The organism is Nocardia sp. NPDC127579 (assembly GCF_042672005.1).
Taxonomy (GTDB): domain Bacteria; phylum Actinomycetota; class Actinomycetes; order Mycobacteriales; family Mycobacteriaceae; genus Nocardia.
Map to the genome: position 1 here is coordinate 536,915 of NZ_JBHXVZ010000004.1, position 16,982 is coordinate 553,896.

At 68.5% G+C, this 16,982-nt stretch carries 16 protein-coding genes; 6 read left to right on the forward strand and 10 right to left on the reverse strand.

Annotated elements, in window-relative coordinates:
• Nucleotides 1-53: 53 nt before the first annotated feature.
• Both ACFVMC_RS17870 and lepB read left to right on the forward strand, forming a co-directional pair.
• Nucleotides 54-2,129: an MMPL family transporter gene (locus ACFVMC_RS17870; protein WP_379211458.1), complete on the forward strand. Its 2,076-nt coding sequence runs from the start codon at nt 54-56 to the stop codon at nt 2,127-2,129.
• A gap of 200 nt (nt 2,130-2,329) precedes the next feature.
• Nucleotides 2,330-3,088: a signal peptidase I gene (gene lepB, locus ACFVMC_RS17875; RefSeq protein WP_379211459.1), complete on the forward strand. Its 759-nt coding sequence runs from the start codon at nt 2,330-2,332 to the stop codon at nt 3,086-3,088.
• Here lepB and ACFVMC_RS17880 read toward each other — a convergent pair.
• Genes ACFVMC_RS17880 through lspA form a run of 3 tightly spaced genes read right to left on the reverse strand, consistent with a single transcriptional unit; the run spans nt 3,085 to nt 5,295 of the window.
• Nucleotides 3,085-3,765 carry a hypothetical protein gene (locus ACFVMC_RS17880; protein WP_379211461.1) on the reverse strand — a complete coding sequence of 227 codons (681 nt, stop codon included), beginning with the start codon at nt 3,763-3,765 and terminating at the stop codon, nt 3,085-3,087. The genes lepB and ACFVMC_RS17880 overlap by 4 nt on opposite strands.
• Nucleotides 3,758-4,684 (reverse strand): RluA family pseudouridine synthase, encoded by a 927-nt coding sequence (locus tag ACFVMC_RS17885; protein WP_379211463.1) that lies wholly within the window; start codon nt 4,682-4,684, stop codon nt 3,758-3,760. Before ACFVMC_RS17885 ends, ACFVMC_RS17880 begins: the two co-directional genes overlap by 8 nt.
• Entirely contained in the window at nt 4,681-5,295 is a 615-nt protein-coding gene (lspA, locus tag ACFVMC_RS17890) for a signal peptidase II (protein ID WP_379211573.1), read from the reverse strand. Before lspA ends, ACFVMC_RS17885 begins: the two co-directional genes overlap by 4 nt.
• A gap of 103 nt (nt 5,296-5,398) precedes the next feature.
• On the opposite strand from lspA, the gene ACFVMC_RS17895 reads away from it, so the two are divergent.
• From ACFVMC_RS17895 to ACFVMC_RS17905, 3 genes are all read left to right on the forward strand, one after another.
• Nucleotides 5,399-6,343: a hypothetical protein gene (locus ACFVMC_RS17895; protein WP_379211574.1), complete on the forward strand. Its 945-nt coding sequence runs from the start codon at nt 5,399-5,401 to the stop codon at nt 6,341-6,343.
• Complete coding sequence (locus ACFVMC_RS17900) at nt 6,328-7,050, forward strand: hypothetical protein (protein WP_379211464.1); 723 nt, start codon at nt 6,328-6,330, stop codon at nt 7,048-7,050. Before ACFVMC_RS17895 ends, ACFVMC_RS17900 begins: the two co-directional genes overlap by 16 nt.
• Before the next feature lie 91 nt (nt 7,051-7,141).
• Nucleotides 7,142-7,609, forward strand: coding sequence for a VOC family protein (locus ACFVMC_RS17905; protein ID WP_379211466.1), 468 nt, complete (start codon nt 7,142-7,144; stop codon nt 7,607-7,609).
• Here ACFVMC_RS17905 and ACFVMC_RS17910 read toward each other — a convergent pair.
• From ACFVMC_RS17910 to ACFVMC_RS17925, 4 genes are all read right to left on the reverse strand, one after another.
• On the reverse strand, nt 7,606-8,028 hold the full coding sequence (locus ACFVMC_RS17910; protein ID WP_379211467.1) for a Rieske (2Fe-2S) protein: 423 nt from the start codon (nt 8,026-8,028) through the stop codon (nt 7,606-7,608). The two genes, ACFVMC_RS17905 and ACFVMC_RS17910, sit on opposite strands and share 4 nt — an antisense overlap.
• Nucleotides 8,029-8,044: 16 nt before the next feature.
• Nucleotides 8,045-8,620, reverse strand: coding sequence for a DUF6529 family protein (locus ACFVMC_RS17915; RefSeq protein WP_379211469.1), 576 nt, complete (start codon nt 8,618-8,620; stop codon nt 8,045-8,047).
• Nucleotides 8,610-9,248 (reverse strand): hypothetical protein, encoded by a 639-nt coding sequence (locus ACFVMC_RS17920; protein ID WP_379211471.1) that lies wholly within the window; start codon nt 9,246-9,248, stop codon nt 8,610-8,612. Before ACFVMC_RS17920 ends, ACFVMC_RS17915 begins: the two co-directional genes overlap by 11 nt.
• Before the next feature lie 198 nt (nt 9,249-9,446).
• Nucleotides 9,447-10,928: an MDR family MFS transporter gene (locus ACFVMC_RS17925; RefSeq protein WP_379211472.1), complete on the reverse strand. Its 1,482-nt coding sequence runs from the start codon at nt 10,926-10,928 to the stop codon at nt 9,447-9,449.
• Nucleotides 10,929-11,294: 366 nt separating this feature from the next.
• Between ACFVMC_RS17925 and ACFVMC_RS17930 the strand changes: the two genes are divergently transcribed.
• Entirely contained in the window at nt 11,295-12,770 is a 1,476-nt protein-coding gene (locus tag ACFVMC_RS17930; protein WP_379211474.1) for an MFS transporter, read from the forward strand.
• A 43-nt stretch (nt 12,771-12,813) separates the two neighbouring features.
• Here the strand turns inward: ACFVMC_RS17930 and acs are convergent, their stop codons facing one another.
• From acs to ACFVMC_RS17945, 3 genes are all read right to left on the reverse strand, one after another.
• Nucleotides 12,814-14,736 carry an acetate--CoA ligase gene (gene acs, locus ACFVMC_RS17935; protein WP_379211476.1) on the reverse strand — a complete coding sequence of 641 codons (1,923 nt, stop codon included), beginning with the start codon at nt 14,734-14,736 and terminating at the stop codon, nt 12,814-12,816.
• 152 nt (nt 14,737-14,888) lie between these two features.
• On the reverse strand, nt 14,889-16,532 hold the full coding sequence (locus ACFVMC_RS17940; RefSeq protein ID WP_379211477.1) for a cation acetate symporter: 1,644 nt from the start codon (nt 16,530-16,532) through the stop codon (nt 14,889-14,891).
• Complete coding sequence (locus ACFVMC_RS17945; protein ID WP_379211479.1) at nt 16,529-16,882, reverse strand: DUF485 domain-containing protein; 354 nt, start codon at nt 16,880-16,882, stop codon at nt 16,529-16,531. Before ACFVMC_RS17945 ends, ACFVMC_RS17940 begins: the two co-directional genes overlap by 4 nt.
• Between the last annotated feature and the right edge of the window lie 100 nt (nt 16,883-16,982).

Consider the following 16,982-nt stretch of genomic DNA (forward strand, 5'->3'; position numbering starts at 1 on the left):
ACTGCCCTCCGCGGGATGACGCTTTCGCGGCCGATTCCCGCGACGCTGCTCGCATGTCCAGAACACGAAATACGAAGACCCGAGCCTGGCTGCTGATCGGTCTGTGGATCGCGGTGCTCACCGCGCTCACGCCGTTCGCGGGCAGTCTCGACGATGTGAAGTCCGACCGGGAGACCGACTATCTGCCCGCGGCCGCGCAGTCCACGCGGGCGGCCGAGCTGGAGGCGACACTGCCCGGCGGCACCTCGAATGTCTTTCTCGTGGTGTACGAACGCGACACCCCGGTGACCGACGCGGACCGCGCGACCGCCACCGCCCACTACGCCGCGCTGCGCGCGAAGTACGGTGCCGAGGGCGGCCCGCCCCAGCCGTTGACCTCCGAAGACGGCCGCGCCCTGATGTATCCGGTCATGGTGGATCAGTCGCACGGTGAATCCGCGGAGTACATTGCGGAATTCCGCGCACTGGTCGCCGAACACCCCGCGGGCCTGACGGTGCAGGTCACCGGACCCGGTGCGCTGCAAGCCGATTTCGAGGGCGCGTTCGAGGGCATCGACGAAACCCTGCTGCTGGTCACCGCTGTGGTGGTGACGGTGATCCTGCTGCTCACCTATCGCAGCCCGGTGCTGTGGCTGGTGCCGCTGATCGCGGTGGCCGGGGCGAATATCGCCTCGATGGCGGCCGTCTACGGATTGGCGAAGGCGTTCGACGTCACCGTCAACGATCAGGGCGCGGCCGTGCTCACCATTCTGGTCTTCGGAGTCGGCACCGACTACGCGCTGCTCATCGTGGCGCGCTATCGCGAAGAGCTGCACCGTCGTCCGGAGGTGGCGGGCGCCATGCTCGCGGCCCTGCGCACCTCGGTGCCCGCGATCGCGGCCTCGGCCGCGACGGTCAGCCTGGGCCTGCTGTGCCTGCTGGCCGCGGACATGAACAATATCGCGGGCCTGGGCCCGGTCGGCGCGGCCGGGATCGTGTGCACGCTGTTGGTCATGGTGACACTGTTCCCGGCCTTGCTCGTGGTGTGCGGCCGGTGGATCTTCTGGCCGCGAATCCCGAAGGTGCGAGCCGATATCGAGCCGGTGACCACCCTGTGGGACCGTCTGGGCGTGACCATCGCACGGCGGCCGGTGGGTGCGGCGCTCGCCTCGGTGGTCGTGCTGGCACTGCTCGGCCTGGGTCTGCTCGGCAACACCGCGTCGCTGTCGCGCGCGGACCAATTCGTGGACACGCCCGAATCCGTCACGGGCGCGGGCACACTCGCCGCGCGTTTCCCCGATCTGGCGGGTACACCGCTGCTCATCCTGGCGCCCAACGGTTCCCGGGACGCGATCCTGCGCGCCACCGAATCCGACCCGGGCATCGGCGCCGCGGAGACCGGCCGCACCGGTCCGGACTTCTCCGAGATCACCGCGATCCCCAGGGATCCCGCCGACTCCGCCGCCGAGTACGCGACCATCGCGCGGCTGCGCACCGCGCTGCCCGCGCTGGCGCCCGGCACCGTGGTCGGCGGGCCGAGCGCGTCGAACCTCGATATCGCCGAGGCCTCCGAACGCGACCGCTGGGTGGTGATCCCCTTGGTCCTGCTGGTGGTGACGCTCGTGCTCGGCCTGCTGCTGCGCTCCATCGCCGCGCCGATCGGGCTGCTGCTGACCGTGGTGCTGTCCTTCGGATCCGCCCTGGGCGCGAGCGTATTCGTCTTCGAGCACGTCTTCGGCTTCGCGGGCCTGGACTCGGGGCTGATCCTGCTGGCCTTCCTGTTCCTGGTGGCGCTCGGCGTCGACTACAACATCTTCCTGGTCAGCCGGGCCCGGGAGGAGGCCCGGCAGCACGGTACCCGGGCGGGCATGCTGCGCAGCCTCTCGGTCACCGGCGGTGTCATCACCTCGGCGGGCATCGTGCTGGCCGCGACGTTCGCGGTGCTGGTCACCCTGCCCCTGGTGTCGCTGGCCCAGATCGGTTTCGCGGTCGCGTTCGGCGTCCTCCTGGACACCCTGCTCGTCCGCTCCGTCCTGGTGCCCGCGCTCACCCTGATCGCGGGTGAGCGGGTCTGGTGGCCCGCTCGCCTGCCTGCGTCGGCCCCGCCCCGCCCGGAATCGACCCGCGATCCCGAACTACTGCCCCTCTAGCGAACCGAAAGACGGGATACGGCCGCGGCGTTGATCGCCTCGGCCGTATCCCGCGGTCTGCCGGCGCGTTACGGGCCCGAGGCTGGATCGCGGCTCGTGTGCCACCCGATTCGGCAGCGGCCCGGTCCGGGGCGGCTCACTCGCCAGCTCGAGATGGCTTGTCGCTCAGCGCTATCGGGGGCTGCGGCTACGCTGTCGGAATGGTAGACGACAAGCCGGGGGAGGCCGGTCGATCCAAGGTCTCCGGCACTCGGCGGCGCGCACGGCGCCCACTGTGGCAGGAACTTCCCCTTCTCATCGGTATCGCGATGGTGATCGCGGCGCTGACGGTCAATTTCGTCGGGCGGCCGTACGAGATTCCGTCGCAGTCGATGGAACCGACCCTGCACGGCTGCACGGGCTGCGTCGGCGACCGGATCTTCGTGGAGAAGCTGAGCTACTACGGTTCGGAGCCCCAACCCGGTGACGTCGTCGTCTTCGTGGGACCGCCCTCCTGGAACGACACCTATCGGTCCAGCCGATCCAGCAACAGCGTGCTGCGGGGAATCCAGAACTTCCTGGCCTACGTCGGCCTGACACCGCCGGACGAGAACACCCTGGTGAAGCGGGTGATCGCGGTGGGCGGTCAGACCGTCGAGTGCTGCGATGCGCAAGGGCGGATCCTGGTGGACGGCAAACCGCTCGACGAACCGTATGTGCACAAGGATTTCGACTGGGCCGCCGGTGGGCGCAATGCCGGCTTCCCGGTCGGGCGCGTCTTCGGGCCGATCCAGGTACCCGCGGGGCACCTGTGGGTGATGGGCGACAACCGCAACGAATCCCGCGACTCCCGAGCGCATGTCGGCGACGAATTCCACGGCACGGTGCCCGTCGACAATGTCCGCGGGCGGGCGGTGGTCAAGATCTGGCCGCCCACCCGTCTCGGTTCGGTCGAGACCGTGAATCCGCAATCGTCCTAGCGGTCGGGCAGCGGGCCGTCGTCCGGGACCGGCCCGTTGCTCGCGGTGACCTCCGGCAGCAGCGGTGTCACCGCGAACCGCCCGTCGCCGGCGTCGGCGGGTAATGCCTCGACGGCGCGAACCTCGGTGTCGCGGGCCAGTTCCCGCAGTTGCGCGAGTCGTCCCCGCACGACCAGGCCCACCGTGCAGGCGCACCCGGCGCGCAGGCGGGCGATCGAGAGCTCGGCGACCCGCAGCGCCCGTTCGCCGCGAATCCCCAGCGTCCGGTCCTTGTCGAGCTGCGCCTGCAACTGCCATGCGGCATTGTCGGCCGACGCGACCGCGACCGCGTCACCGGCGGGCACACCGACGATCACTATCGGGGTCTGCACCCGCGGGATCGGCACCCGGTGCAGCACCTGCCCGATCCGCAGTCCGCCACTGTGCGCGGGGATCTCGGCGGGCGTGAGTTCGCGGGTGAACGACACCAGTGCCCAGCGCGGCTCGTCGTCGGATCCGGTGAGCGAATCCCGGGCGCGCACAAGATAATCCGCGACCGCCGCACCCGGTTCGGGTCCCAGCCGGTCGGTGCCGACTCCGAGCGGCCGCGGCGGATTCATCGCGCCCAGCGCGAACAGCAGCGCCACCACCCCGGCCGCGGCCGCGCCGAACAGCGCCGCCCGGGGCCGGTCAGGCATTGCGCAGAACGCCCAGCGCGTGGCTCAGATCGTCGGGATACTCGGACTCGATCTCCAGCCACCGTCCGTCGGCCGGATGGTGGAAACCCAGCGTCTTCGCGTGCAGCCACTGCCGTTCCAGCCCCAGCCGTTCGGCCAGGCGCGGATCCGCGCCATAGGTGAGATCGCCGCAGCAGGGATGCCGGATCGCCGAGAAATGCACCCGGATCTGGTGTGTGCGACCGGTTTCCAGATGAATGTCGAGCAGGCTCGCGGCCTGGAACGCCTCGATGGTGTCGTAGTGGGTGATGCTGGGCCGCCCGTCCGCGGTGACCGCGAACTTCCAGTCGTTGCCCCGCGCGCGGCCGATCGGCGCGTCGATGGTGCCGCTGGACGGATCCGGATGTCCCTGCACCAGCGCGTGATACCGCTTGTCCACGGTCCGCTGCTTGAAAGCTCGTTTGAGCACGGTGTACGCGTGCTCGGACTGCGCGACGACCATCACCCCCGAGGTGCCGACATCCAATCGGTGCACGATGCCCTGCCGTTCGTGCGCCCCCGACGTGGAGATCCGGTAGCCGGCCGCGGCCAGCCCGCCCACCACGGTCGGCCCGCTCCAGCCGACACCGGTGTGCGCGGCCACACCGACCGGCTTGTCCACCGCGACAATGTCGTCGTCGGCGTAGAGAATCTTCATTCCCTCCACCGGTTCGGCCTCGACGGTCAACTCCCGCTTGGGCTCCGGGAACTCGACTTCGAGCCAGGCGCCGCCGACCAGCCGATCCGATTTGCCCGCGGCCACGCCGTCGAGCTGCACCGAACCGTCGGCCGCGAGCGCGGCCACCGCGGTGCGGGACAGCCCGAGCAGCCGGGATAGTCCCGCGTCCACCCGCATCCCGTCGAGCCCGTCCGGTACGGGCATGGATCTCGTTTCTCTCACGCCGACTTCCCCTCGCTCGAGGTTTCTGCCGCGCGGTCGTCGTGCCCGTGCCGGGTGCCGTCCGGTTCGAAACCGAAGACTGTCAAGGCCACCAGCAGGATCGCGCCGCACACGATGGCCGAGTCGGCCACATTGAACACCGGCCACCAGCCGATCGCCACGAAGTCGACGACATGACCCTGGAGCGGGCCCGGCGCGCGGAACAGGCGGTCGATCAGATTGCCGAGCGCGCCACCGAGCACCATGCCCAGCCCGATCGCCCACCACAGCGAGCGCAGTGTGCGGCCGATCCGGATCACCCCGATCACCACGCCCGCCGCGACCAGGGTCAGCAGCCAGGTCATGCCGGTGGCCATGGAGAATGCCGCGCCCGGGTTGCGTACCAGGGACAACCGCGCCCAGTCGCCGATCAGGTAGATCGGATCACCCGGGGTCAGATTCGCCACCGCGATCGTCTTGGTCAACAGGTCCAGCCCGAGCAGGACGACGGCGATGAGCAGCAGCAGGCCCAGCCGTCGCGGTGCGGAGCCGGATTCGGGCACGGCAAGCGCCGTATCGTCGGGGGGAGAGGTGCTGTCCTCGGGCGGCCGGTCGTCACTCACGTCGATCATCATCTCTCAGTCCCGTGCACACGATGCATCGCGCCTCCGCGCGGGCGTGTTCACGTCTCAAAGCCGCCACTCAGGAAGCGGTCGTACGCTGTGCGGTGTGACGGTGTTGTCTTCCCCCCACGCTCCCCGGATCGCGCGTTCGGGTGCGCTGCTCGTCGTGCTCGCACTAGGGTTCTCGGCGTTCACGGTCGGTTGCGCCGACGACGGTGACGCGGCCGCGGCCGCGGACGGCACCGAGCCGCTCGGCATCGGGAAGGAGGTCACCGTCCCGATCTCCGAGGCGGCGGCCACCCTGGTCGACGCAGGCGCTGAACCGCGCGCGGTCTTGCGTCCCAGCTATCCGGTGGGCACCATCCAACAGGTGACCTTGCGCACCGACCATCGGATCCAGCAGCAGATCAACGATCAACCGGTGCGCGACTTCTCGACGCCGCAGCTGACCATCCCGATGACCGCACAGACCGACGCCGACGGATGCGATCTCACGCTCGGCGCCGTCACCAGCAGCGATCCGGCACTGAACCGCGCGCTCACCGCCGCCGACGGATCGCACGCCGGGTTCGAGTTCGATGACGACGGCGCGATCACGGCGCTGCGGCTGGAGCCCGCCGCCGATACCTCCAATACCGCACGCGCCGCCTTGGAACAGGCGTTCTATCAGGCGGTCTACCGGTCTGTCCGCTTCCCGGACGAGCCCGTCGGGGAGGGCGCGGTGTGGACGGTGCACCAGGAGGTGGACGGCGGCGTCACCCTCGACCAGGTCACCACCGCCACGCTCACCCGGCGCGAGGGCAATCGGCTGATCATCGATCTGAATGTCACCCAGATCCCGAAGTCGAAGGTGTGGACGCTGCCCAACAACGCGGGCACCCTCGACATCCAGGACTACGTCATGCAGGGGCAGGGCACCATCACCGTCGATCTCGGTCTGCCGCTGCCGGTTTCGGGGATGATCACCGTCGGCGGGCATCAGGCCTACAGCGATCCGCACAGTGACAGCGATCTCCAGCAGACGATCACCACGCAGGTCTCGTGGACCGAGGAGTGACCCGCGCGCTCGGCCTGGTCCTGGTAGGTGTCGGTCTCGCGCTGACCGGCTGCGGCTCCGACACCTCCGGCGACACCTCGGCGCCGCCCGGATTCGGACCCCTGGTGGCTGCCGTGCCCGCGACCGGCGAGCCGATCGGCGACTCCGAGGTGCTGCTGGCCCGGCTGCTCGATCAGACCGATCTGCCCGCCGGCTTCACGCCCTCGGGTGTCTCCCACACGCCCGAACTCCCGCTCGGCGATCCGCCGCCCACCGATCCGGCGGGCTGTGAACGGGTCATGACCCCGCTGGGCGAACAGCGCCCCGAGGCGCGTGCCTGGAACTTCACCGGCTACGAGGGACCGAACTTCTCCAGCATCGACGTCGACGCCGCGAGCTTCGCCGCCGATCAGCTCGGCCCGGCCTTCACGGCGGTCCAGCAGACCTTGCGTGCCTGCACCGGCTATCGCGGCACCGACGCCGACGACACCGGTATCGAGTTCCGGCTCGGCGCGCTGGAACAGCCGCCCGCCGGCGACGCGGCCACGTCCTATCAGCTACGCACCGTCAGCGACGGGATCACCCTGGTCACGCTGGTGTCGGTGGTGCAGGTCGGCACTACCCTCACCCAGGTCGCGGTGACCGGGCTGGACGCGGTCGAGCCGGGTGTGCTCACCGCGGTCACCGGTGCCCAGGTGCGCCGGCTGCGCGGCGTCTCCGGTCCCTGACCGAAGATCATCGCCTCGAACTCGCCACTTCGCCCGACCCCGGGAATAGGCTCGGACTACCACCCGATCGACTGGACCGGAGGTCTCGCTCATGTCCGATGTCAAGCCTGTTCCCGATGGATATCCGGCGGTGTCGCCGGGTCTCGCGGTCGACGGCGCCGCCGCCGCGATCGACTTCTACAAACATGTGTTCGGCGCGTCGGAGCGCATGCGCATGCCCCGCCCCGACGGCAAGATCGCGCACTGCGAGCTGGTCGTCGGCGGATCGCTGATCATGCTCGGCGATCCCGCGCCGGAGCTGGAATTCCTCGACCCGAAGACGGTCGGCGGCACACCCGTCAACATCTACGTCTACGTCACCGACGTCGATGCCGCGTTCGCCGCCGCCCTGCAGGCCGGCGCCCGCGAACTCACCCCGGTGACCACCCAGTTCTACGGTGACCGCAGCGGCGCCTTCGAGGACCCGTGGGGCCACCGGTGGACCGTGGCCACCCACGTCGAGGACGTCCCGCCGGAGGAGATGGACCGGCGGATGGCCGAGATGTTCGGCGACAGCTAGTTCACGACTATCGAATCACCTTCCACCCGCACACTTTTCGTCTTCAGCGGGCGGGTGGCCGGACCGTTGGCCACGGAGCCGTCCAGATTGAACTTGCTGCCGTGACAGGCGCAGTTGATAGTGCCGCTCGCGATCTCGCTGACCTTGCAGCCCGCGTGGGTACAGGTGGCGTCCAATGCGACGAACCGGCCTGCGGTGGGCTGGGTCAACACGGTGCCGTCGACGATCTTGCCGCCACCGACCGGGATGTCGGCGGTCTTGGCCAGACCAGCCGCGGTTCCGGCGGGGCCCGGCTGCACCGGGTCGCTCGGGGCCGGGGAGTCGTCCTTCCCGTAGGTGGAGCAGGCACTGAGCGCGGCGGCGGCGAGCGCCCCCGCACCCGCGACCGCCACGCGGCGGGTCACATCGAAGCTGTTCATAGCTGGGATCTTTCGGTCAGAAGGTCAGGCCGCTGGTGCGGAAGAACCAGAGGGCCGAGGTCAGCCAGACGACGGTCAGCCCGCTGAACAGCAGACCGCCCGCGACCGGGATCACCCAGTTCGGCAGACCCTTGCGGGTGAGCAGCAGCATCTTGGCGACGAACGCGCCATAGAGGAAGCAGCCGAACAGCGAGTGCAGCAGCACCCGGGTGGTCGAATCCTGAAATCCCAGCGCGTAGAGGCAGTGCACCGCGACCGGCACGCTGACCAGCACCGCCAGCCGCCCCGACCAGACATGCGCGGGGCCGGTCCATCCCGCGTTCGCCAGCGGGCGGATCCGGCCGTACAGCGCGGCCGCCGTGCACAACTGGCAGATCGCCAGCGCGAACGTGAGCGTGGCCAACCAGGTCTTGACCGCGGTCGGACTGGAGAATCCGGCCACGTTCACCGAGAAGAAGCGCGGATCATGGGTTTTCGCGTACACCCCGAGCAGCACCGCGACGGCCGCGCCCACCAGCAGTGGCACCAGGATCGCCGCCGGGCCCGCCGGCCGCACGCGCCGGACGGTGGTCGCATTCGGATCAGCCGACATCGTCACCACCGCTGACCTTGGTCGCCGTAATGGTCCGGCCGTTCACGACCGCGGTCGCGTCGGCGTTCAGGGCCACCGCCGCGGTGGTCGCGCCGTCGGGTGCGCGCTGGACACCGGTCACGTCGCCCTGGCCGTCGATGATCCAGCTCTGCCGGACACCGGCCTCGGTGTAGACGTAGAGCCCGGCGGGCGGCCGCACCGGCAATGCCCGGAATTCCCATTGCTTTCCGCCGATCGAGAGGTTGCCGTTCACCGCGGTGCCGTCGTGGGTGCCGGTCAGGGTGGCATCGTTCTTGCCGGTCAGCTTCAGCGCGCCGTTGGTCGCGGTGCCCTGGAGCCAGGATTCGACGGTCTGGCCGTCGCAGGCGTAGGCGATGGCCCGGTCGCCTTCGACGGTGATCTCCAGCGTCATGGCCGCGCCGGTCGCCAGCGGAATCGTGGCCACGTAGTCGGCCTGGGCCGGGAACGGGGTCGCCTTCTTGCCGGTCGTGGTGGGCGTCGCCGAGGCTGGAGCCGGATTCGGTTGCGCCGCTGTGGGTTCGGAGTCCTGGGACATATTGACGGCCAGCAGGGCCAGACCCAGCACGGCCACCGCCGCCAAGGTCAGCCACGGCCCGAGACGTTTCATGAGCTGCTCCACTGTCAGTGCTCGACAGCTGCATCCGGCGCGCGGTGGAGCCGGATCCACCTGTTTCGCATTGTCTACGCGGCAGCGGGCACGGGTGGTTCAAACACGTGAATTCACGGTGTGTGTCGTGCGTGTCGTCCCCGGAAACGGATCGAGCCCCGCACCGGGAAAGGTGCGGGGCTCGACCGGTCGTTCGGATCAGTCCTTGACCAGTTCCGGTGCGGGGACTTCGTCTTCGAGGTCCTGCGGTGCGCCGTGACCGTGACCGTTGCTCGCGGTGCGGGCCGGGAGCAACACCGCCATGATGATCACGACCACCGACAGCAGCGCGGAGACTCCGAAGGCCAGCCGCATGCCGTCGAGCTGCGCGGAGATGGCGTCGGTGCCGGCTTCCTTCAGCGACTCGGTGCGGGTGGCCATGACCGTGATCACCAGTGCGGTACCGAAGGCCGCGGACACCTGCTGCAACGTGCCGAGCATCGAGCTGCCGTGCGAGTACAGGTTCGGCGGCAGCGCGCCCAGGCCCAGGGTGAACACGGGGGTGAAGGCCGCGGCCAGCGAGACCATCAGCAGGATATGCAGCGCCAGCAGCTGCCAGTACGGCATGGTCAGCGAGATCTGGGTGAAGCCGGCCAGCGCGGCGGTGATGCCGATCGAGCCCGGGATCACCAGGACGCGGCCGCCGAAGCGGTCGAAGATCTTGCCGACCGTCGGGCCGAGCAAGCCCATGGCCAGGCCGCCGGGCATGACCAGCAGACCGGTCTCCAGCGCCGAGAGGTGGCGCAGGTGCTGGAAGTACAGCGGCAGCAGCATCATCGAACCCAGCATGGCCAGGAACGCGATGGACATCAGGATCAGGCCCTTGGTGTAGGTGCCGGCCAGCAGGACCCGCAGATCCAGCAGCGGCGACCCCTTGCGCTGCAACTGCACCTGCCGCAGCGCGAACACCGCGACCAGTGCGATACCGGCGACCACCAGCAGCAGCGGGTTCAGGACGTTGTCGGGGGTGAACTTGCTCAGGCCGTAGACCAGGCTGCCGAAGCCCAGCGCCGCGAATGCCACGCTGGCCCAGTCGATCTCGCCGGCCTGCGGTTCGCCGATGTCCTCCAGCTTGCGGTAGCCCAGGTAGGTGACCGCACCGGCGATCGGCAGTACCAGCAGGAACAGCCACTGCCACGACGCCCACTGCAGCACCAGGCCGGAGATGACCGGACCCATCGCCGGTGCCACCGAGATGGCCAGGGTGACATTGCCCATCACCTTGCCGCGATCTTCCTCCGGCACCACCGTCATCAGGGTGGTCATCAACAGCGGCATCATCACCGCCGTGCCACCGGCTTGGACCACCCGGCCCAGCAGCAGCACCGCGAAGGTGGGCGCGGCCGCGGAGATCGCGGTGCCGGCGAGGAAGACGCCCATCGCGATCACGTAGGCCTTACGGGTGGTGACGCGTTGCAGGAACCAACCGGTGACCGGGATGACGGCGGCCATGGTCAACATGAACACGGTCGACACCCACTGTGCCGCCTGCTCATCGATGTGGAAGCTGTCCATCAGCTTCGGGATCGCGTTGATCATGATGGTTTCGTTCAGGATCACCACGAAGGTCGCAAGGACCAGCAGTCGAATGACGGTCGGCGTTCTGCCGCCCGTCGATGGGGCGGACAAATCGGCGCGCATGCGGCTTCCTCCGGGGTGTACGTGAGCGGAAATATGAGGGGTGGGCCGATGCCGCAGTCGCAGAACCACGTTCCGGATGCCCACGGGAAAAGACGGGAACAGCTCGGACAACTCATCGGTCGCGGACAAGTATTCCGGCGGGCACCGACAGGTTCATTCGAATTTTCTTCGCCGAACGCGTTATCCGGCCTCGGCTCGAGCTCCTGACCTCGGAGTTTCACACATGCTCGGCGTCGCGGGTGAGCCCGGTCACGTCTCGGTCACAACCCTGGCCGGTGGGCATGGACGCTACGCAAACCGATCGGTATGGTTCGAGGGCTGTCCTCTTTCCGCACATCATCCGGAGTCACGACCCGCGAGGTGACCATGGCGAGCACGGTTCAGCACACAGGCGTCGATCGGCGCACGCACGACCGGCGATGGTGGGTCCTGGCAGTTCTGGCCACCGCCCAGCTCATGGTCGTGCTGGACGCGACGGTGGTGAACATCGCACTTCCCGACGCCCAACAGGATCTCGGCTTCTCCGACTCCAACCGCCAATGGGTGATCACCGGCTACACCCTCGCCTTCGGCAGCCTGCTGCTGCTCGGCGGCCGCCTCAGCGACCTGATCGGCCGGCGGGTCATGTTCATCACCGGCCTGATCGGCTTCGCGGTCGCCTCCGCGGTCGGCGGCGCGGCCTCCAACTTCCACATGCTGGTCGGCGCGCGCGTCGCCCAGGGCGTCTTCGGCGCGATGCTCGCGCCCGCCGCGCTGGCCCTGCTCACCGTCACCTTCACCGAACCCAAGGAGAAGGCCAAGGCGTTCGGCATCTTCTCCGCCGTGGCCGGTGCGGGCGCGGCCATCGGCCTGCTGCTCGGCGGCGCGCTGACCGAGTGGGCGTCGTGGCGGTGGGCGCTGTTCGTGAACCTGATCTTCGCCGGCGTGGCCCTGATCGGCGCGCTACTGCTGCTGGCCCGGCACGTCGCCCACGGCAAGGCCTCGCTCGATCTGCCCGGCACCATCACCGCCACCGCGGGCCTGTTCGGCATCGTCTACGGCTTCTCGCACGCGGCCGATCACGGCTGGGGCAATGCGACCACCATCGGCTGCCTGATCGGCGGCCTGGTGCTGCTGGTGCTGTTCGTGATCATCGAGACCCGGGTGGCCCAGCCCCTGCTGCCCATGCGGGTGGTGCTGGACCGGCATCGCGGCGGCGCGTACCTGTCGGTTTTCGTCGCCGGTATCGGCATGTTCGCGGTGTTCCTGTTCCTCACCTATTACATGCAACTCATCCTGAAGTACACGCCGATCGTCACCGGCGTCGCCTATATGCCGATGGTCGCGGGCATGGTCGTATCGTCCACCACCGGTCCCACGCTGCTGCTGCCGCGCTTCGGCCCCAAAGTCGTTTCCGTCGTGGGATTCGTGGTCGGCGCCCTCGCGATGGTCCTGCTGACCCAGATCGATTTGCACAGCAACTACGCAACCCATGTGCTGCCCGGTCTGCTGCTGATGGGTCTGGGCCTCGGTGCCGCCATGTCCGCCGCGTTCGCCTGCGCCACCGCCAATGTGCACCACACCGACGCGGGCGTGGCCTCGGCCATGGTGAACACCTCGCAGCAGGTCGGCGGCTCCATCGGCACCGCCCTGCTGTCCACCTTCGCCGCCACCGCCGCCACCGACTACATGATCGGCAAGAGTCCCACCCCCGTGAACTCGGCCGCCGCCCAGGTGCACAGCTACGTCATCAGCTTCTGGTGGGCCGCCGCCTTCCTCGCGGTCGGTGCCCTGCTCATGGCGATCATCATGCCCAATTCCGTGCCCGCCCCCGCGGAAGGCGAGCCGGTGCTGGCCGCCTGACCAACCCGGACCCGGCCCCCTCATCGGGCCGGGTTCAGGCGGGTCAGCTCTTGGCGATGGCTTCGAAGACCTTGGGGTCGACCAGGGTGGAGGTGTCGCCGAGTTCGCGGCCTTCGGCGACGTCGCGCAGCAGGCGGCGCATGATCTTGCCGCTGCGGGTCTTGGGTAGTTCCGGCACGACATGGATCTCGCGCGGCCGGGCGATCGGGCTGATCTCCCGGGCGACCTCCGCTTTGAGTTCGGCGACGAGTTGATCGCCGGTGTCGCGGGCCTCGCCGGTCAGGATGACGAAGGCGACGATGGCCTGCCCGGTGGTGTCGTCGGTGGCGCCGACCACGGCGGCTTCGGCGACTCCGGCGTGTCCGACCAGTGCGGATTCGACTTCGGCGGTGGAGATGCGGTGCCCGGAGACGTTCATGACGTCGTCTACGCGGCCGAGGACCCACAGGTCGCCGTCGGCGTCGAGTTTCGCGCCGTCACCGGCGAAGTACCAGCCTTCGGCGGCGAATCGTTCCCAGTAGGTTTCGCGGAAACGGTCCATATCGCCCCAGATGCCGCGCAGCATGGACGGCCACGGCTGGTCCAGCACCAAAAGGCCGGAGCCCTCCGACATTACGCCGCCGTCGTCGTCGACCACCTGCGCCGAGATGCCGGGCAGCGCGGCCATGGCGGCGCCCGGCTTGGCGGCGGTGACGCCGGGTAGCGGGGAGATCATGATGGCGCCGGTTTCGGTCTGCCACCAGGTGTCGACGATGGGGGTTCGGTTGCCGCCGATGACGTCTCGGTACCAGCGCCAGGCTTCGGGGTTGATGGGTTCGCCGACCGAGCCGAGCAGGCGCAGTGAGCTCAGGTCGTGGGCGGCGGGTATTTCCTTGCCCCATTTCATGAAGGTGCGGACCAGGGTGGGGGCGGTGTAGTAGATGCTGACGCCGTACTTCTCGACGATCTGGAAGTGCCGGTGCTCGTCGGGTGAATTCGGTGTGCCCTCGTAGACGACCTGTGTCGCCCGGTTGGACAGTGGCCCGTACACGATGTAGCTGTGCCCGGTGACCCAGCCGATATCGGCGGTGCACCAGTAGACATCCTGTCCCGCTTTGTGGTCGAAGACATTGTGATGGGTGTACGACGCCTGCGTCAGATACCCGCCGGTGGTGTGCAGGATGCCCTTGGGTTTCCCGGTGGTGCCGGAGGTGTAGAGGATGAACAGCGGGTGTTCGGCGTCGAAGGCCCGCGCCTCGTGATCCGGTGACGCGTCGGTGACCGTATCGTGCCACCACAGGTCCCGGCCTTCGGTCCACGGCACCTCGATACCGGTGCGCCGCACCACGAGAACGTGCTCGACCGTCGTCGGCTCGCCGCCGAGCGCCTCGTCCACGGCGGATTTCAGCGGGGCGGCGGTTCCGCGCCGCCACTGCCCGTCGGTGGTGACGACCAGGCGCGCACCGGCGTCGTCGACCCGCTGCCGCAGCGCGGTGGGGGAGAAGCCCGCGAACACCACCGAGTGGGTGAGACCGAGTCGCGCGCAGGCCAGCATGGCGATGATCGCCTCGGGCACCATCGGCATGTAGATGGCGACCCGGTCGCCGCTGCGCAACCCGAGTTCGGTGAAATAGTTGGCGGCCCTGGAGACTTCGGCCAGCAGCTCACCGTAGGTGAGGTCACGGGAGTCGCCCGGCTCGCCCTCCCAGTGGATGGCGACCTGATCCCCGCACCCGTCCAGGACGTGCCGGTCCACGCAGTTGTAGGCGACGTTGAGTTTGCCGTCGACGAACCATTTCGCCACCGGCGCGTCCGACCAGTCCAGCACCTGGGTCCACGGCTGCTCCCAGTGCAGCCGCCGGGCCTGCTCGGCCCAGAATTCGAGCCGGTCGGCGCGGGCCGAATCATAAAGGTCCGCACCGGCATTGGCGCTGGCGGCGAAATCCGCCGCGGGTTCGAAGCTGACGCGATCGGTTGCGCTGGTCACTGCATTGCTCCTGTCGAAAGATCAAGGGGGCCGAGAAAGTTGGGCCCCGGCCACCGCCGGGGCCCAACTCTGGCGCCGCGCCGCTGGGGGATGGCAAGTCGGCGAAGCCGACGGGGTGGGTAAGCGGAGCGGCTATTCGCTACTACCGGCGATCAGTGCGCGATCGCCTTCTCAGCACCGACACCGGTGAGCGAACGAACTTCCATCTCCGCGGCCAGGGCCTGGTTCTCCGGCTTGCCGGAGCCCAGGAAGGTGCCGATCACGCCGAGCGCGAAAGCCAGTGGGATGGAGACGATTCCGGGATTCGACAGCGGGAAGTAGTCGAAATCGGCATTCGGGAACATCGCGCTCTTGGTGCCCGACACCGCGGGCGAGAACACGATGAGCACGATGGTGGAGATCAGACCGCCGTACATGCTGAACAGCGCGCCGGTGGTGTTGAAGCGCTTCCAGAACAGGGAGTACAGGATGGTCGGCAGGTTCGCCGCCGCCGCCACCGCGAAGGCCAGCGCCACCAGGAAGGCGATGTTCTGGCCGTTGGCCAGGATGCCCAGGCCGATGGCCAGGACGCCGATCACCACGGCGGTGATCCGGGAGACCCGCACCTGCTTGTTCTCATCGACCTTGCCGCGCTTGATCACACCCGCGTAGATGTCGTGGGCGAAGGAGGCCGACGCCGTGATGGTCAGTCCGGCGACCACCGCGAGAATGGTCGCGAAGGCGACCGCGGAGATGACGCCGAGCAGGATCACGCCGCCGAGTTCGAAGGCCAGCAGCGGAGCCGCCGAGTTCTGCCCGCCCGCCGCGCCGAGGATGCGGTCCGGTCCGACGATCGCCGCCGCGCCGTAGCCGAGCACCAGGGTGAACAGGTAGAAGGCGCCGATCAGGCCGATCGCCCACACCACCGAGCGGCGTGCTTCCTTCGCGGTCGGCACGGTGTAGAAGCGCATGAGCACGTGCGGCAGACCCGCGGTGCCGAGCACCAGCGCCAGGCCCAGCGACAGGAAGTTCAGCTTGGACATCGAGCTGCCGCCGTACTGGGCGCCCGGGGCGAGCACGTCGCGGGCGGCGACGGCCTTGTTGGTCGATTCGGCGACCTTGTCCTGGGCCGAGCCGAGGATGTCGGAGAGGTTGAAGCCGAATTTGGCGAACACCATGATCGTCATGAGCGCGGCGCCGGTGATCAGCAGCACGGCCTTGATGATCTGCACCCATGTGGTGCCCTTCATGCCGCCGACCAGCACGTACACGATCATGAGCACGCCGACGACCGCGATCACCAGCGCCTGTCCGGTCTCGCTCTTGACATCGAGCAGCAGCGCCACCAGGCCACCGGCGCCCGCCATCTGCGCGAGCAGATAGAACAGCGACACGGTCAGCGTGGTGAGCGCGGCCGCGGTGCGGACCGGGCCCTGCTTGAGCCGGAAGCTCAGTACGTCGGCCATGGTGAATTTGCCGGTGTTGCGGAGCATTTCGGCGACCAGCAGCAGCGCGACCAGCCAGGCCACCAGGAAGCCGATCGAATACAGGAACCCGTCGTAGCCGTAGACCGCGATGGCGCCGGCGATGCCGAGAAAGCTCGCGGCCGAAAGGTAGTCGCCCGCGATGGCGATGCCGTTCTGCGGTCCGGAGAAGCCGCGGCCACCGGTGAAGTAGTCGGCGGCGGTGCGGGTATTGCGGCTGGCCCGGATCACCACGACCATCGTGATGACCACGAACAGGCCGAAGATGGCGATATTGGCCAGCGGCTCACCGACGGTCTCGGCGGCCAGATACTGCGTAGCGGCGAGGTTCATGCCTTGTCGCCCTCCAGACGATTACGGATGGCGGCGGCGCGCGGATCCAGTTCCCGGTTGGCGAACCGGACGTAGAGGCCCGTGATCACGAAGGTGGAGACGAACTGGGCCAGGCCGAGCAGCAGGCCGGTGTTGATGTTGCCGAACACGGTGCTCGCCATGAAGTCGTGGGCGTAGGCGCCCAGCAGTACATAGCTGATGTACCAGACCAGGAACAATGCGGTCATCGGGAAGACGAAGCGCCGCAGGCGATTGCGCAGTTCCTGGAACTCGGGACTGGATTGCACCTCGGCGAATTGCTCCGCGCTGGGTGGCTCGTGGCCGCCTTTGTCGAGATCGATACTGGTCATCGGGTAGATCCTCGCTGTGACGTGGCTTACTCCGGTGAACCGTAACTCCGGGCCGATGAGGGAATCATGATGTGGCCCAGCTCACTCCGTGAAGGTGGGC

Bases quoted from the DNA above. Each gene is read 5' to 3' on its own strand.
- ACFVMC_RS17870 (WP_379211458.1), top strand. From the start codon at position 54: ATGTCCAGAACACGAAATACGAAGACCCGAGCCTGGCTGCTGATCGGT.
- lepB (WP_379211459.1), top strand. From the start codon at position 2,330: ATGGTAGACGACAAGCCGGGGGAGGCCGGTCGATCCAAGGTCTCCGGC.
- ACFVMC_RS17880 (WP_379211461.1), bottom strand. From the start codon at position 3,765: ATGCCTGACCGGCCCCGGGCGGCGCTGTTCGGCGCGGCCGCGGCCGGG.
- lspA (WP_379211573.1), bottom strand. From the start codon at position 5,295: ATGATCGACGTGAGTGACGACCGGCCGCCCGAGGACAGCACCTCTCCC.
- ACFVMC_RS17905 (WP_379211466.1), top strand. From the start codon at position 7,142: ATGTCCGATGTCAAGCCTGTTCCCGATGGATATCCGGCGGTGTCGCCG.
- ACFVMC_RS17910 (WP_379211467.1), bottom strand. From the start codon at position 8,028: ATGAACAGCTTCGATGTGACCCGCCGCGTGGCGGTCGCGGGTGCGGGG.
- ACFVMC_RS17915 (WP_379211469.1), bottom strand. From the start codon at position 8,620: ATGTCGGCTGATCCGAATGCGACCACCGTCCGGCGCGTGCGGCCGGCG.
- ACFVMC_RS17920 (WP_379211471.1), bottom strand. From the start codon at position 9,248: ATGAAACGTCTCGGGCCGTGGCTGACCTTGGCGGCGGTGGCCGTGCTG.
- ACFVMC_RS17925 (WP_379211472.1), bottom strand. From the start codon at position 10,928: ATGCGCGCCGATTTGTCCGCCCCATCGACGGGCGGCAGAACGCCGACC.
- ACFVMC_RS17930 (WP_379211474.1), top strand. From the start codon at position 11,295: ATGGCGAGCACGGTTCAGCACACAGGCGTCGATCGGCGCACGCACGAC.
- ACFVMC_RS17940 (WP_379211477.1), bottom strand. From the start codon at position 16,532: ATGAACCTCGCCGCTACGCAGTATCTGGCCGCCGAGACCGTCGGTGAG.
- ACFVMC_RS17945 (WP_379211479.1), bottom strand. From the start codon at position 16,882: ATGACCAGTATCGATCTCGACAAAGGCGGCCACGAGCCACCCAGCGCG.